Here is a 14,958-nt window from a genome sequence, read left to right as displayed (position 1 = left end):
CCGTTCCAGCACGGCGAGGTGTTCGTCACCGACGACGGCGCCGAGACCGACCTCGACCTCGGCCACTACGAGCGCTTCACCGGCGTCAACGCCACGCGGGCCGACAACATCACTACGGGGCAGATCTACAAGACCATCATCGAGAAGGAGCGGCGCGGCGACTACCTCGGCGCCACCGTCCAGGTGATCCCGCACGTCACCGGCGAGATAAAGGACTTCGTGCTCTCCGATCCGGGGCCGGGCGTCGACTTCGTGCTGGTGGAGGTGGGCGGCACCGTCGGCGACATCGAGGGCCTGCCGTTCTTCGAGGCGATCCGCCAGCTGGGCCAGGAGCTGCCCCGGGGCCACGCCTGCTTCATGCACCTGACGCTCTTGCCCTACATCAAGACCGCCGGAGAGATGAAGACCAAGCCGACCCAGCACTCGGTGAAGGAGCTGCGGTCCATCGGCATCCAGCCGGACATCCTGCTCTGCCGCTGCGAGATGCCGATCCCCGAGGGCGAGCGCAGGAAAATCGGCCAGTTCTGCAACGTGCGTCCGAGCGCCGTGATCCAGGCGATGGACTCGGACAACATCTACGCGGTGCCGTTGGACTACCACGCCCAGGGCCTCGACGCCGAGGTGCTGGACGTGTTCGGCCTGACCGACCAGGCGCCGCCGCCCAACCTCTCGCGCTGGGAGGATATCTCCCACCGCCTGAGCCATCCGGACGGCGAGGTGAACATCGCTATCGTCGGCAAGTACACGGCCCTGACCGACGCCTACAAATCCCTGATCGAGGCCCTGATCCACGGCGGCGTGGCCAACAACGTCAGGGTGAAGCTGGACTGGATCGAGGGCGAGGTGTTCGAGAAGGAGGAGGCGCTGATCAGCGAACGCCTTACCAACGTCCACGGCGTGCTGGTGCCTGGCGCGTTCGGCGAACGCGGCTCGGAGGGCATGATCCGCTCCGTCGGCTTCGCGCGCGAGCATGGCATCCCGTACTTCGGGATCTGCTTCGGCATGCAGATGGCGATGATCGAGGCGGCGCGGAACCTGGCCGGCATCCACCAGGCCTCCTCGACCGAATTCGGCCCGACCTCGGAGCCGATCGTCGGCCTGATGACCGAGTGGGTCCGGGGCAACGACAGGGAGCGCCGCGTTGCGGGCGGCGAACTCGGCGGCACCATGCGGGTCGGCAGCTACGACGCCGTCCTGAAGCCCGGCAGCCGCGTGGCGGAAATCTACGGCACGTCCGCCATCTCCGAACGCCACCGGCACCGCTACGAGGTCAACATCGAGTACCGGGAGGCGATCGAGCGGACAGGGCTGAAGTTCACCGGCCTGTCGCCCGACGGGGTGCTGCCCGAGCTCTGCGAGCGCAGCGACCACCCCTGGTTCGTGGGCGTGCAGTTCCACCCCGAACTGAAGAGCCGCCCCTTCGACCCGCATCCGCTGTTCGCCAGCTTCATCGGCGCGGCGCGGGACCGCAGCCGACTGGTGTAGGGCCTTGGGGGGAGGGAAGGTGCTCACCCACGACGATGTCCGCGCCGCCGCCCTGGCCCAGCCCGAGGCCTACGAAGCGTCGCACTTCGATGTGCAGGACTTCCGGGTGAACAAGAAGATCTTCTGCACGCTGCACGCTGACGTCTCGCGTGCGGTTCTGAAGTTCAGCCCCGAGGATCAGCACAACCTGCTGGACGGCGACGCGCTGCAGCGCCCTGAGGACCGGTGGGGCCTGAAGGGCTGGACCTACCTGTACTACGAGAGGCTGGATCCCGCCCGCCTGCCGGGACTCATCCGGTTGGCCTGGGCGACTGTGGCGCCCAAACGGCTGTTGAAGTCCGGCAGTCAGGCGGCTTGATCGCGCGCGGGGTTTCATGCATAAGCCGCCGCTCACGTCGGCGGCCCCATCCGGCCGCCGCAATCATTTTCACGCCGCAGAGATCCTCCGATGGCTGTTCCCAAACGCAAAACCTCGCCCTCGCGGCGGAACATGCGACGCTCGCACCACGCGCTGAAGCCGAACGCCTTTCACGAGGATAAGGAAACCGGTGAGCTGAAGCGGCCGCACCACGTCGACCTCAAGACCGGCATGTACAAGGGCCGCCAGGTTCTGACGCCCAAGGAAGACTAGCCGCGAGCGGTGACGCACGTACGATACGCAGACGCCGGCCGCGAGGCCGGCGTTTTGCTTTCTGGCAGGTTGTCATGGCCCTGCCACACGGGCGCGGAATAAGCTCCGCCGATGTTACTCTCCCGTCGTCGCCTGCTGTCCGCCGCCACGGGCGTCGCGCTCGTAGGCCTGTCCCGCCTGGCCCAGGCCGGGGACCTGTCGCCGGACGGATACCTCAACGAGGTCGCCGGCTACGGCCCCCTGAAGCCCGATCCGGCCCGGCTCTTCGACCTGCCTGATGGCTTCGCCTACACCGTCGTCTCCCGCGCCGGCGACCCGATGGACGACGGGCTCGTGACTCCGCGCAAGATGGACGGCATGGGCTGCTTCGCGCTGGACGGCGAGCGGGTCGCCTTGGTGCGCAACCACGAACTCAGCCCGCGCGATATCGAGTTCAGCGCCTTCGGCGAAGGCCACGCGCTCGCCGGGAAGGTCGACGCGACCCGGGTCTACGACAGGAACCAGGACGGCCGGTTCCTGCCTGGCGGGACCACCACCCTGATCTACGACGTCGGCCGGAAACGATTGGAGTCGTCATACCTCAGCCTCGCCGGGACCAGCACGAACTGCGCCGGCGGGATCACGCCGTGGGGCTCATGGCTCTCCTGCGAGGAGGTCCTGCGGGGTCCTGGCCCCCATGCGGACGGTCATGACGTCGGCAAGCTGCACGGCTGGGTGTTCGAGACGCCCAGTGGCCACCGCGGCCTGGCGGCGCCCACGCCGATCACCGGGATGGGCCGGTTCAAGCATGAGGCCGTCGCCATAGACCCGCGCACCGGCATCGCCTACCTCACGGAAGACGAGGTCGATGGCCGCTGCCTGTTCTACCGGTATCTGCCGGACGATCGCCGCGCGCTGGTGAAGGGCGGGCGGCTGCAGGCGCTGGGCTTCAGGGACGGGGGCGACAGCCGCAACTGGACCGGGACCGACTGGGCCGCGGACCAGTGGCGCGAGACCACCTGGATCGACCTGGACGGGGTGGAGAACCCCGGCGCCGACCTCCGCCACCGCGGCCATGCCAAGGGCGCCGCCTGGTTCGCGCGCGGCGAGGGCATCGTCTTCGGGGACGGCGAACTCTACTTCACCTGCACCAGCGGCGGGCCGGGCCGATTGGGCCAGGTCCTGCGCTACCGGCCGAGCCGGTTCGAGGGCGATCCGCGTGAGGCCACCGAGCCCGGCCGCCTGCAGCTCTTCCTGCAGCCGACCGATCCCCGCGTGATGAAGATGTGCGACAACCTGGTGATCGCTCCCAACGGCCACCTCGTGATCTGCGAGGACAAGACCCTCGCCGACGGCGCCAATTACCTGCGCGGGGTGACCCCGGAGGGCAAGGTCTACGCCATGGGGCGCCTGGTGGTCGCAGAAGGGGTCCCGGCGACGGAGCTTGCCGGCGCCTGCTTCTCGCCGGACGGCACGACGCTCTTCGTCAACAGCTACTGGCCCGGCTTCACGCTTGCCATAACCGGGCCCTGGGATCGGTTCCGCGGCTGAGCCTTACTGGTTGCGCCCTCGCGCCTGCACCGCCGCGCGGCGGGCCGACACCATCTCCGGGGTGACGGCGGCGTTGTGGACCACCGAGCGCTCGTGCTCCAGGCGCAGGCCCTCGCCCATGGACAGGTCATAGCCGTCGTCGATCATCGCCTTGTAGGTGACCAGCATGTCGGCCTCGATGTCGGCCATCTGGGCGGCGAGTTGCAGGGCGGCGGGCATCAGCTCCTCCGGAGCCACCACGCGGTTCACCAGCCCCCATTCGTAGGCCTTGGCGGCGTCCAGGAAGTTGCCCGTGAGCGACAGTTCCTTCGCCCGATAGGATCCGATCGCGCGCGACAGCTTCTGGGAGAGCCCCCAGCCCGGCGTGATGCCGACGCGGGCATGAGTGTCGGCGAACCGGGCGTTGGAGGAACAGATCAGCACGTCGCAGGCAAGCGCCACCTCGAAGCCGCCGGTGATGGCCACCCCGTTGATCGCGCCGATGATCGGCTTGGAGCAGGCCAGCACCGCGCGGGCGGGATTCTCGGCGGGATCGGTGGCGTTGGCCGCGCCCATTCCCAGCGGGTCGGTGGACAGTTCCTTCAGATCGAGGCCTGCCGTGAACGCCCGTTCGCCTGCGCCCGTCAGCACGATGACCCTGACGGTCGCGTCGGCCTCCAATTCGACGAACGCCTGGCTGAGCGCCGCGCGCAGGTCGCGGCTCAGCGCATTCATCGCCTCCGGTCGGTTCAGGGTGACGACGGCCACGCCGTCCAGGGGCTTTTCGACCAGCAGCATCGGGAGGTTCCTTGTTCGCCGCGACGCATGGAGCGCCCCAGCGCCGTCCGTCAAGCGGCGCCTGTCGCCAGGAGCCGGCAGGCCAACGTCTCCACAGGGCCTTCCTCGTCGGAGGTCTCGAAGACCGCGGCAGCCCGGGAAACGCCGTCCATGCGCCGGTAGACCGCGATCGAACTCCCCGGACCGCCGCCGGTGTGACCGGCCGCGGTCCAGCCGTCCGGCGCCGCTGGCAGCATGAGGCCGAGGCCGTAGGCGGCGTCGGACCAGGGCGGCCGCACGAACTGCGGCAGGGCCTGGGGTCGAAGCATTTCCGCCCGCGACGCGGGCGACAGCGGCGAGCCTTCGCCGAGCAGCGCGTCGAGCAGGTGGGCCGCGCCGATCAGCGGGCCGACGAACAGGCCGTGATAGACCCAGCCCGGATCGTAGGTCTGCGCATCACCCATCTCGACCCCGGAGAGGTCGTTGGGCTCTTCGGCGAACCAGGCTCCGATCACCCCGGTCGCGTCCAGGACCAGTTCGCTGGCGGCCGTCTTCAGGTCGCCCGCCGCCGCCTCGATCCGCTCGCGCGCCTTCAGGTAGCCGATGTTGGAGTAGGCCCAGCCCTCGCCCGGCGGGAACAACAGGTCGTCGGCCCGCGCGCGGTCCAGCAACTCCCGGCGCGGCCAGGGCGGCTCGTCCGCGGCCACGGCCTGACGGTAGGCCTCGACCGTTCCGTAGTCGCGCAGGCCCGCCTCGTGGCGCAGCAGTTGGCGCAGCGTGGCGCCGTCGTGCGGCTCGTCCAACGACAGGCGGCCCTGGTCGACGAGGCGCAGGGCGGTGGCGGCGATGACCGTCTTGCTGAAGCTCCACCAAGGCACGGTGAGGAAATCGCCGCCTTCAGCGGTGACGGCGCCGTCGCTCAACAGGATGTGGGCCTGGATCACGCCCCCAGCACGGGGTGAGTTCGCGTCGCGGTCAAGCCGTCTCGCCGACTTGGAGAGAAGGAACGCTCCACTGCGAAGTTCCGCGTCGCCTGACGTTGCCCCGCGCGGGCGGCTTGGGCTAAGGCTCCCCGCCACTTCAGGGGAGAGCCATGACCGAGATCGTCGACATCGTCGCGCGCGAGATTCTCGATAGCCGGGGCAACCCGACGGTCGAAGTGGACGTGATCCTCGACGACGGGTCGATGGGCCGCGCGGCGGTGCCGTCGGGCGCCTCCACGGGCGCCCACGAGGCGAACGAGAAGCGCGACGGCGACAAGGGCCGCTACGGCGGCAAGGGCGTGCTGGCGGCCGTCGAAGCCGTGAACGGCGAGATCTACGACGCGCTGTCGGGCACGGACGCCGAGGACCAGCGCCGTGTCGACCGCATGCTGATCGACCTGGACGGCACGAAGAACAAGTCCCGCCTGGGCGCCAACGCCATCCTGGGGGTCAGCCTGGCCAACGCCAAGGCCGCGGCCGGCTCGGCGGCGCTGCCGCTCTACAAGTACGTGGGCGGGGTCTCGGCGCGGGTGCTGCCGACCCCGATGATGAACATCATCAACGGCGGCGCGCACGCCGACAATCCGATCGACGTGCAGGAGTTCATGATCCTGCCCACCAAGGCCGCGAGCTTCGCCGAAGGCCTGCGGATGGGGGCTGAGATCTTCCACGCGCTGAAGAAGGCGCTGAGCGACGCCGGCCATGGCACCAACGTCGGCGACGAGGGCGGGTTCGCACCGAACCTCAAGAGCTCCGAGGAAGCCTTGGCCTTCATCATGAAGGCGGGCCAGGCGGCGGGCTACAAGGCCGGCGACGACTTCCACCTCGGCCTGGACGTAGCCTCCACCGAGTTCTTCAAGGGCGGCAAGTACGTCATGGAAGGGGAGGGGACGGCCCTCGATCCCGGCGGCATGGTCGACTACCTGGCGGGGCTGGTGGCCAAGTTTCCGATCGTCAGCATCGAGGACGGCTGCGCAGAGGACGACTTCGAGGGCTGGAAGCTGCTGACCGACAAGCTGGGGGCCAAGATCCAGCTGGTGGGCGACGACCTCTTCGTCACCAACCCCGAGCGGCTGGGCATGGGCATCGAGAAGGGCCTGGGCAACTCCATCTTGGTGAAGGTCAACCAGATCGGCACCCTGTCGGAGACCCTGGACGCGGTGAACCTGGCGCATCGCAACGCCTACACCGCGGTGATGAGCCATCGATCCGGCGAGACCGAGGATTCCACGATCGCCGACCTGGCGGTGGCCACCAACTGCGGACAGATCAAGACCGGCTCGCTCTCCCGCTCCGACCGCACGGCCAAGTACAACCAGCTCCTCCGCATCGAGGAAGAGCTGGGCGACCAGGCGGTCTACGCCGGCGCCGGCGGCATCAAGAACCTCTGAGAAATCAGGGTTAGCCGCGCGTTAACGATTTGGGCCCGAAAAGGGCGGAACCGCTCATGGGAATCGCCGTGCTCGCTCGTCTGCGTCCGTTTCTGTCGACCGCCTTCGTGCTGTTGCTGATCGTTTATTTCAGCGTGCAGGGCTTCACGGGCGAAGGCGGCCTGCTGCGGCAGAATCAGCGCAGCGCCGCGCTGACGGCCAAGGCCCAGGAGCTGGCCGCCCTGAGCGTCCAGAGGCACGACTTGGAAACCCGGGCCCAACTCCTGCGCGATGAAAGTCTTTCCGCCGATCTGCTGGAGGAAAGGGCGCGCTCCCTGCTAGGCTTCGCAGACCCAAGGGACTATGTCATTCGACTGAAGCCCTAGGATCGGTTCGCCGGTCCTTCGGGGGGCGGCATAAACGATCACGGGAGCGACGCATGGCGCGCGGTCAGACTGGCACGTCCGGTCGGCGGAAAGCCAACGGCTCGGAGGCGGCCCCCAAGACGGCAGCCCCGTCAGCCACCAAAGAAGAACTGCTCGAATATTACCGCGAGATGCTGCTGATCCGCCGCTTCGAGGAGCGGGCGGGCCAGCTCTACGGCATGGGGCTGATCGGCGGCTTCTGCCACCTCTACATCGGCCAGGAAGCCATCGCCGTGGGTTGCCAGGCGGCCAAGCGCCCCGGCGACCAGATGATCACCGGCTACCGCGACCACGGCCACATGCTGGTCTGCGGCATGGACCCCAAGGAGGTCATGGCCGAACTGACCGGGCGCTCGGGCGGCTCGTCGCGCGGCAAGGGCGGGTCGATGCACATGTTCTCGACGGAGGCGGCGTTCTACGGCGGCCACGGGATCGTCGGCGCGCAGGTCTCGCTGGGCACCGGCCTGGCGCTGGCCAACGCCTACCGGGGCGATGGCAAGGTCGCGTTCGCCTACTACGGCGACGGGGCGGCGAACCAGGGCCAGGTCTACGAGAGCTTCAACATGGCCCAGGTCTGGAAGCTGCCGGTCATCTACTGCATCGAGAACAACGAGTACGCGATGGGCACCGCCATCGACCGCTCGTCCTCGGAGACCAAGCTCTACAAGCGCGGTATCTCGTTCAACATCCCCGGCGAGGAAGTCGACGGGATGGACGTGCTGGCCGTGAAGGCCGCGGCCGAGCGGGCCTGCGAGCACTGCCGGGCCGGCAAGGGCCCCTACATCCTCGAACTCAAGACCTACCGCTACCGCGGCCACTCCATGAGCGACCCGGCCAAGTACCGCACGCGCGAGGAGGTCGACGAGGTCCGCAAGACCCGCGACCCGATCGATCACTGCGAGGATCTGCTCGAGAAGAACGGCTGGGCCGACGAGGCCGCGCTGAAGGCGATCGACGCCGAGGTGAAGCGCATCGTCGCCGAGGCCGCGGAGTTCGCCCGCACCTCGCCCGAGCCGGATCCGTCCGAGCTCTACACCGACGTCTACACCGAAGCTTGAGCGGGGGCCTGAGCCGTGACCGACATCCTTATGCCGGCGCTCTCTCCGACGATGGAGGAGGGCACCCTCGCCAAGTGGCACGTGAAGGTGGGGGACAAGATCTCCTCCGGTGACGTGATCGCCGAGATCGAGACCGACAAGGCCACCATGGAGGTGGAAGCCGTCGACGAGGGCGAGATCGCCGAGCTGCTGGTCGCCGAGGGCACAGAGGAGGTGAAGGTCAACGCCATCATCGCCCGCCTGAAGGGCGACGGCGCGCCCGCCAGCAAGCCGGCCGACGCTCCGGCGCAGCCGGTCCCGGAGGTTTCGGCCGATCCGAACCCTCAGCCGGCCAGTCGCGCGGAAGCCAAGGGCGACCCGGCCCGCACGTCGGCGCCGGCCGCGGCGGCCCCGGCGTCGAGCCTGAAGGACCCCGACCTCCCGGAGGGCGTGAACCTGGTGAAGGTCACCGTCCGCGACGCGCTTCGCGACGGCATGGCCGAGGAGATGCGCCGCGACCCGGACGTGTTCCTGATGGGCGAGGAGGTCGCCCAGTACCAAGGCGCCTACAAGGTCTCCCGCGGGCTCCTGGACGAGTTCGGCCCCAAGCGGGTGATCGACACCCCGATCACCGAGCACGGTTTCGCCGGTATCGGCGTGGGCGCGGCCATGGCCGGCCTGAAGCCGATCGTCGAGTTCATGACCTTCAACTTCGCCATGCAGGCCATCGACCACATCATCAATTCGGCCGCGAAGACGCTGTATATGTCCGGCGGCCAGATCAAGTGCTCGATCGTGTTCCGCGGCCCCAACGGCGCGGCCGCCCGGGTGGGCGCCCAGCACAGCCAGGACTACGGCGCCTGGTACGCTCACGTCCCGGGCCTGAAGGTTCTTGCCCCCTACGACAGCGCCGACGCCAAGGGCTTGATGAAGGCCGCCATCCGCGACCCGAACCCCGTGGTCTTCCTGGAGCACGAGATGCTCTACGGCCAGGAGTTCGACGTGCCGGAAGGCGTCGACTGGGTGGTGCCGATCGGCAAGGCCAAGATCCGTCGGGTCGGCAGCGACGTCACTCTGGTGGCCTATTCCCGCATGGTGGGCTTCTGCCTGCAGGCGGCCGAGAAGCTGGCCGAGGAGGGTATCGAGGCCGAGGTCGTCGACCTGCGGACACTCCGGCCCATGGACATCGGCACGGTCATCGAGAGCATCAAGAAGACCAACCGCGTGGTCACCGTCGAGGAAGGCTGGGGCCCCATGGGCGTCGGCGCCGAGATCTCGGCCAAGGCGGTGGAGCTGGCCTTCGACTACCTCGACGCCCCGCCGGCCCGGGTCCACCAGGAGGACGTGCCGCTGCCCTACGCGGCCAACCTGGAACTGCTGTCCATGCCCTCGGTCGAGCGGATCGTGGCGGCGGCGAAGGCGGTGACCTACCGGTGACCTCGCCCTTCGCCTGGCGCGCGGGCGGATGCCACTGCGGCGGGGTCCGCTTCGAGGCGGCGTTGCCGGCGCACGTCCAGGCGCAGAACTGCAACTGCTCCATGTGCGGCAAGACCGGCTTCGTGCACATCATCGTGCCGGAGAGCCGTTTCCGCATCACCAAGGGGGCCGAGCGGCTCAGCGAGTACACCTTCAACACGGGCGTCGCGAAGCACCTGTTCTGCGCCGAGTGCGGGGTGAAGAGCTTCTACCGGCCGCGCTCCAACCCCGACGGCTGGAGCGTCAACGCCCGCTGCCTCGACGATGTCGAGGGCTTGACCATCGAGATCGAAGACTTTGACGGCCGCAACTGGGAAGCCAACGCCCACGGCCTGGCCCATCTCTCCAAGGAACACGCATGACGGACATCCTCATGCCCGCCCTCTCGCCCACGATGGAGGAGGGGACCCTCGCCAAGTGGCACGTGAAGGTCGGCGACACGGTCTCCTCGGGCGACATCATCGCCGAGATCGAGACCGACAAGGCGACCATGGAGGTCGAGGCCGTCGACGAGGGGACCATCGAGGCCCTGCTGGTCGACGAAGGCACCGAGGGCGTGAAGGTCAACGCGGCGATCGCGCGCCTCAGCGGCGGCGACTCCGCGCCCGCGCCCGCGCCGGCCGCGAAGAGCGAGGCCGCGCCCGCCAAGGCTGAAGCGCCCGCCGCCGCTGCGCCGGCCCCTGCGCCCGCGCCGGCCGCAGCCTCGGCGCCCGCGCCGAAGCGGGACGGGAACCGCATCTTCGCCTCGCCGCTGGCTCGCCGACTGGCCGAGCGGAAGGGCGTCGACCTGGCGTCGGTGAGTGGCTCCGGCCCGCACGGCCGCATCATCAAGGCCGACATCGACGCGGCCCAGCCCGGACAGGCCAAGGCGGCCCCGGCCGCCGCGCCCGCCGCCGGCGCAAAGGCCTCGGCGCCCGCGGCGGCGCCTGCCGCCCGCCAGGCCCAGAGCCTCGAGCAGATGGGCATCGCGCCCGGCAGCTACGACCTCGTCCCGCTGGACGGCATGCGCAAGACCGTGGCGCGGCGGATGACCGACAGCTTCCGCGACGTGCCGCACTTCCCGCTCAGCCTCGACATCGAGATCGACGCCCTCCTGGCCGCCCGCGCACGGATCAACGGCCTCCTGGAAAAGGAGGGCGTGAAGATCTCGGTCAACGACTTCGTCATGAAGGCCTGCGCCGTGGCGCTGCAGAAGGTGCCGGAGGCCAACGCCTCCTATTCGCCCGAAGGCATCGCCATGCACCACCACGCTGACATCGCCATGGCCGTGGCGATCCCGGGCGGGCTGATCACGCCGATCATCCGCAAGGCCGAGACCAAGGGTCTGGCGCAGATCGCCAAGGAGGCCAAGGACCTGGCCGCCCGTGCCCGCGACAAGAAGCTGAAGCCCGACGAGTTCCAGGGCGGTACGTTCAGCGTCTCCAACCTCGGCATGTTCGGCATCAAGACCTTCGCCTCGATCATCAACGAGCCGCAGGGCTGCATCCTGTCGGTAGGCGCCGGCGAGAAGCGGCCGGTGGTGAAGGGCGACGAGATCGTCATCGCCAACGTCATGTCCGTCACGCTCACCTGCGATCACCGGGTCGTGGACGGCGCGGTCGGCGCGCGCTGGCTGGCGGCCTTCAAGGAACTCCTGGAAGAACCGCTGCGGATGATCGTCTAGGGGCCACGGACGGGACGGGGGCCATGAGCATCTACGACTTCACCGCCGAGACCATCGACGGGGCGCCGGCGCCGCTGAAGGACTACCGCGGCAAGGTGGTGCTGATCGTCAATACCGCCAGCCAGTGCGGCTTTACGGGCCAGTACGCGGGGCTGGAAGAGCTCTACCGCAAGTACCGCGACCGCGGCCTGGTGGTGCTGGGCTTCCCCTGCAACCAGTTCGGGGCGCAGGAGCCGGGCGACGAGGCCGAGATCAAGTCCTTCTGCTCGCTGACCTACGACGTCGACTTCCCGATGATGCGGAAGATCGACGTCAATGGCCCCAGGGCGCACCAGCTCTACCGCTACCTGAAGCGCGCCAAGAAGGGCGTGCTGGGCAGCGAAGGCATCAAGTGGAACTTCACCAAGTTCCTCGTCGACCGAAACGGGGAGGTGAAGGGCCGCTTCGCTCCCACCACTGAACCCAAGGCGCTGGAAGGCGCGATCGAGAGGTTACTCTGATGGCCGACGCCTTCGACGTCATCGTCATCGGCTCCGGGCCGGGCGGCTATGTGACCGCGATCCGGGCCTCGCAGCTGGGGTTCAAGACCGCCATCGTGGAGCGGGCCGAGCTGGGCGGCATCTGCCTGAACTGGGGCTGCATACCCACCAAGGCGCTGCTGAAGTCCGGCGAGATCTACGAGACGCTCGACCATCTGAAGGACTACGGCCTCAGCGTCGAGAAGCGCGCCTTCGACTTCACGGCCGTGATCCAGCGCTCGCGCAAGGTGGCCGCGCAGCTCTCGGGCGGCATCACCTTCCTGATGAAGAAGCACAAGATCGAGGTGGTCGAGGGCTCCGCCAAGCTGGAGAAGGGCCCAGATTCAAGCAAGGGGGGAGCCCCGACCGTCGTGGTCGGCTCGCGCAAGCTCACCGCCAAGCACGTGATCCTGGCCACCGGCGCACGGGCCCGCACTATCCCGCCCATCGGCCTGGAGCCGGACGGCGAACGCATCTGGACCTACCGCGAGGCCCTGGTCCCGGAGAACGTGCCGAAGACCATGGTGGTCATCGGTTCCGGCGCCATCGGGATGGAATTCGCCAGTTTCTACCGGGCGTTGGGCGTGGATGTTACGGTGATCGAGATGCTGCCCCGCATCCTGCCCGTGGAGGACGAGGAGGTTTCCAAGGCCGCCCACAAGGCCTTCGAGAAGCGCGGCATCAAGTTCAAGGTCCCCGCCGCGGTCAAGAAGCTCGCCAAGACCGCCAAGGGCGTGGCGCTCGACATCGAGATCGGCGGCAAGGCCGAGACCCTGGAAGCCGACGTCTGCATCGTCGCCGTCGGCATCGTCGGCAACGTCGAGGACATGGGTCTGGAGGCCCTGGGGGTGAAGATCGACCGCACCCACGTGGTCACCGACAGCCACGGTGGCACGGGCGTGCCCGGCCTCTACGCCATCGGCGACATCGCCGGCCCGCCGTGGCTCGCCCACAAGGCCAGCCACGAGGGGGTGCACTGTATCGAGCACATCGCCGGCCTGAAGCCCGCGAACCTCACCGCGCCGATCCCAGGCTGTACCTACACCAACCCCCAGGTCGCCTCCGTGGGCGTCACCGAGGCCCAGGCCAAGGAGCAGGGGCTGGAGCCCAAGGTCGGCCGCTTCCCGTTCCGGGTGAACGGCAAGGCCATCGCCGCCTCCGACACCGAGGGCTTCATCAAGGTGGTCTTCGACGGAAAGACCGGCGCCCTCATCGGCGCTCACCTGATCGGCCACGAGGTGACCGAGATGGTCCAGGGCTTCGCCATCGCCATGACCCTGGAGGCCACGGAAGAGGACCTGCACAACGTGGTCTTCCCGCACCCGACCATGAGCGAGGCGATGCACGAGGCGACTTTGGACGCCTACGGCAAGGTGCTGCACATCTAGAGACGGCGAGGGGCGGGGCCCGTCCGCCGCCGGTTTCGCCTTTTCAGGTACGTCATGGCCCGGCTTGTCCGGGCCACCCATGATCTCCGCGCCCATGCACGGCATGCGACGGCGCCGCTGCGGCCCTCGGCGACGCGGGCGATCATGGGTCGCCCGGACTAGCCGGGCGATGACGGTCATTGAGATCTCTTCGAGTCAGCCACCGCGCCGCCCCCGCCCTTGCAGCGGCGCGCCTCCTCGACGATGGTCCGCCCACACAACAAACGGCCAGGCGGATACAGATGAGCTTCAGGGCGCTGCGAGCGAGCAAGACGGATCAGGGCGTGAGCGTCGCGCTGACGCACCTTGAGCCCAACGACCTCATGGCGGGCGACGTGACGATCGCCGTCGAGTGGTCCACGGTGAACTACAAGGACGGCCTGGCGCTGGCTGGGCAGCGCATCATCCAGACCTTCCCGCTCACGCCGGGCATCGACCTTGCCGGCACGGTCACAGACTCCTCGGACGCCCGGTATGCGGTTGGCGACAAGGTGCTGGTGAACGGCTGGGGGCTCAGCCAGACCCACGACGGCGGCTATGCCGAACTCGCCCGCGTCCCCGGCGACTGGGTGGTCCCGGTTCCAGCGGCCTCCAGCACGCGCGACGCCATGGCCATCGGCACCGCCGGCTACACGGCTATGCTCGCGATCCTGGCGCTGGAGCACGCGGGCGTCGCGCCGGGTCAGGGCGACGTGCTGGTGACGGGAGCCAATGGCGGGGTCGGGTCCATCGCCATCGCCCTCTTGTCAGGCCTGGGCCATCGGGTGGTCGCCTCCACCGGCCGTCGCGAAGAAGAAGCCTACCTGAAGGCCCTGGGCGCCTCCGAGATCATCGACCGCGCGGAACTCTCCGCGCCTGGCGGCATGATCCAGAAGGAGCGCTGGGCCGGCGCCGTCGATTCGGTCGGCAGCCACACCCTGGCCAATGTCCTGGCCCAGACCCGCTATCGCGGCGCCGTCGCCGCCTGCGGCCTGGCGCAGGGCATCGACCTGCCGGCCTCGGTCGCGCCCTTCATCCTGCGCAACATCACCTTGGCGGGTATCGACAGCGTCAACGCGCCCCAGGCGGCGCGGCTGGAGGCCTGGCGGCGCCTGGCCAGCGACCTCGACGTCGGCAAGCTTGCCTCGACCGTCACCGAGATCGGGCTGGCGGCGGTCCCCGACGCGGCTGCGGCCATCCTCGCCGGCCGCATCCGCGGGCGCACTCTGGTCAACGTGAAGGCGTAAACTGAACCAGGTGAGGTGACGCGGTCTTTCGCGTCACCCGCCCATCAGGGCCTTGGCGTGGGTCAATTCGAAGTAGTCGCGCCAGGCAGTGATCTTGCCGTTCTTCAGTTCGAACGCGCCCATCACCGGCAGTTCGCAATCCTCGCGTTCCCCGGCCTTGTGGTGGAAATACTCCATGCGCTCGGTCAGCACCTTGTCGCCGCCCGCCGTGATGCCCAGCACCTCGAGCCGGATGTCCCAGGCCGCCTGCATGCGGCTGAGCATGGCGTGTGCGTCGTCGGGGCCGATGTGCCTGTCGCCAGCGATGGGGACGTTGCGATAGTCGCAATCCGGCGCCAGAAGCTCGCGGAAGTCGTCCAGGCTCAGCCACGGCCACCGCTCGGACAGGCGTCGGCACAGGGCGATGGTGGTTTCCTGCTCGCTCCTGGGCC

The 14,958-nt window shown here is 68.7% G+C and carries 16 protein-coding genes; 13 read left to right on the top strand and 3 right to left on the bottom strand.

Features of this window, described 5'->3' with window-relative positions:
- The 4 genes from QZV94_RS15580 to QZV94_RS15565 form a co-directional block, all read left to right on the top strand.
- Positions 1 to 1,485 (top strand): CTP synthase (locus tag QZV94_RS15580; protein ID WP_293678822.1); only part of this gene is annotated, 1,485 nt, incomplete at its 5' end.
- A gap of 19 nt (positions 1,486 to 1,504) precedes the next feature.
- A complete protein-coding gene (locus QZV94_RS15575) occupies positions 1,505 to 1,843 on the top strand; it encodes an MmcQ/YjbR family DNA-binding protein (protein WP_293678821.1) in 339 nt (112 codons plus the stop codon).
- Positions 1,844 to 1,933: 90 nt separating this feature from the next.
- Entirely contained in the window at positions 1,934 to 2,116 is a 183-nt protein-coding gene (gene rpmF / locus QZV94_RS15570) for a 50S ribosomal protein L32 (RefSeq protein WP_293678820.1), read from the top strand.
- 111 nt (positions 2,117 to 2,227) lie between these two features.
- Positions 2,228 to 3,646, top strand: coding sequence for an alkaline phosphatase PhoX (locus QZV94_RS15565; RefSeq protein ID WP_293678819.1), 1,419 nt, complete (start codon positions 2,228 to 2,230; stop codon positions 3,644 to 3,646).
- Between the two features lie 3 nt (positions 3,647 to 3,649).
- Here QZV94_RS15565 and QZV94_RS15560 read toward each other — a convergent pair whose 3' ends face one another.
- On the bottom strand, positions 3,650 to 4,423 hold the full coding sequence (locus QZV94_RS15560) for an enoyl-CoA hydratase (RefSeq protein ID WP_293678818.1): 774 nt from the start codon (positions 4,421 to 4,423) through the stop codon (positions 3,650 to 3,652).
- 50 nt (positions 4,424 to 4,473) lie between these two features.
- Complete coding sequence (locus tag QZV94_RS15555; RefSeq protein WP_293678817.1) at positions 4,474 to 5,346, bottom strand: serine hydrolase; 873 nt, start codon at positions 5,344 to 5,346, stop codon at positions 4,474 to 4,476.
- Between the two features lie 149 nt (positions 5,347 to 5,495).
- Between QZV94_RS15555 and eno the strand changes: the two genes are divergently transcribed.
- The 9 genes from eno (at position 5,496) to QZV94_RS15510 (ending at position 14,527) form a co-directional block, all read left to right on the top strand.
- Complete coding sequence (gene eno, locus QZV94_RS15550) at positions 5,496 to 6,776, top strand: phosphopyruvate hydratase (RefSeq protein WP_293678816.1); 1,281 nt, start codon at positions 5,496 to 5,498, stop codon at positions 6,774 to 6,776.
- A 68-nt stretch (positions 6,777 to 6,844) separates the two neighbouring features.
- Entirely contained in the window at positions 6,845 to 7,141 is a 297-nt protein-coding gene (locus QZV94_RS15545) for a septum formation initiator family protein (protein WP_293678823.1), read from the top strand.
- Between the two features lie 53 nt (positions 7,142 to 7,194).
- Complete coding sequence (gene pdhA / locus QZV94_RS15540; protein WP_293678815.1) at positions 7,195 to 8,238, top strand: pyruvate dehydrogenase (acetyl-transferring) E1 component subunit alpha; 1,044 nt, start codon at positions 7,195 to 7,197, stop codon at positions 8,236 to 8,238.
- Positions 8,239 to 8,253: 15 nt separating this feature from the next.
- Positions 8,254 to 9,654: a pyruvate dehydrogenase complex E1 component subunit beta gene (locus tag QZV94_RS15535; protein ID WP_293678814.1), complete on the top strand. Its 1,401-nt coding sequence runs from the start codon at positions 8,254 to 8,256 to the stop codon at positions 9,652 to 9,654.
- A complete protein-coding gene (locus tag QZV94_RS15530) occupies positions 9,651 to 10,055 on the top strand; it encodes a GFA family protein (protein WP_293678813.1) in 405 nt (134 codons plus the stop codon). The genes QZV94_RS15535 and QZV94_RS15530 overlap by 4 nt, the downstream gene beginning before the upstream one ends.
- Positions 10,052 to 11,356, top strand: coding sequence for a pyruvate dehydrogenase complex dihydrolipoamide acetyltransferase (locus QZV94_RS15525; RefSeq protein WP_293678812.1), 1,305 nt, complete (start codon positions 10,052 to 10,054; stop codon positions 11,354 to 11,356). The genes QZV94_RS15530 and QZV94_RS15525 overlap by 4 nt, the downstream gene beginning before the upstream one ends.
- A 23-nt stretch (positions 11,357 to 11,379) precedes the next feature.
- Positions 11,380 to 11,856, top strand: coding sequence for a glutathione peroxidase (locus QZV94_RS15520; protein ID WP_293678811.1), 477 nt, complete (start codon positions 11,380 to 11,382; stop codon positions 11,854 to 11,856).
- Positions 11,856 to 13,262: a dihydrolipoyl dehydrogenase gene (gene lpdA, locus QZV94_RS15515; protein ID WP_293678810.1), complete on the top strand. Its 1,407-nt coding sequence runs from the start codon at positions 11,856 to 11,858 to the stop codon at positions 13,260 to 13,262. The genes QZV94_RS15520 and lpdA overlap by 1 nt, the downstream gene beginning before the upstream one ends.
- A 281-nt stretch (positions 13,263 to 13,543) precedes the next feature.
- Positions 13,544 to 14,527, top strand: coding sequence for an MDR family oxidoreductase (locus QZV94_RS15510; RefSeq protein WP_293678809.1), 984 nt, complete (start codon positions 13,544 to 13,546; stop codon positions 14,525 to 14,527).
- Positions 14,528 to 14,560: 33 nt separating this feature from the next.
- On the opposite strand, the gene QZV94_RS15505 is transcribed toward QZV94_RS15510, so the two are convergent.
- Positions 14,561 to 14,958: limonene-1,2-epoxide hydrolase family protein (locus QZV94_RS15505; protein WP_293678808.1), on the bottom strand; the 398-nt coding region annotated here is incomplete at its 5' end.

The organism is uncultured Phenylobacterium sp., from assembly GCF_902826855.1.
Lineage (GTDB): Bacteria > Pseudomonadota > Alphaproteobacteria > Caulobacterales > Caulobacteraceae > Phenylobacterium.
The sequence above is the reverse complement of the archived record's forward strand: the minus strand, read 5'-3'. Positions and strand labels throughout refer to the sequence as shown.

Coding starts and splice junctions, on each gene's coding strand:
- rpmF (WP_293678820.1), top strand. CDS start 1,934: ATGGCTGTTCCCAAACGCAAAACCTCGCCCTCGCGGCGGAACATGCGA.
- QZV94_RS15565 (WP_293678819.1), top strand. CDS start 2,228: ATGTTACTCTCCCGTCGTCGCCTGCTGTCCGCCGCCACGGGCGTCGCG.
- QZV94_RS15560 (WP_293678818.1), bottom strand. CDS start 4,423: ATGCTGCTGGTCGAAAAGCCCCTGGACGGCGTGGCCGTCGTCACCCTG.
- eno (WP_293678816.1), top strand. CDS start 5,496: ATGACCGAGATCGTCGACATCGTCGCGCGCGAGATTCTCGATAGCCGG.
- pdhA (WP_293678815.1), top strand. CDS start 7,195: ATGGCGCGCGGTCAGACTGGCACGTCCGGTCGGCGGAAAGCCAACGGC.
- QZV94_RS15525 (WP_293678812.1), top strand. CDS start 10,052: ATGACGGACATCCTCATGCCCGCCCTCTCGCCCACGATGGAGGAGGGG.
- QZV94_RS15520 (WP_293678811.1), top strand. CDS start 11,380: ATGAGCATCTACGACTTCACCGCCGAGACCATCGACGGGGCGCCGGCG.
- lpdA (WP_293678810.1), top strand. CDS start 11,856: ATGGCCGACGCCTTCGACGTCATCGTCATCGGCTCCGGGCCGGGCGGC.
- QZV94_RS15510 (WP_293678809.1), top strand. CDS start 13,544: ATGAGCTTCAGGGCGCTGCGAGCGAGCAAGACGGATCAGGGCGTGAGC.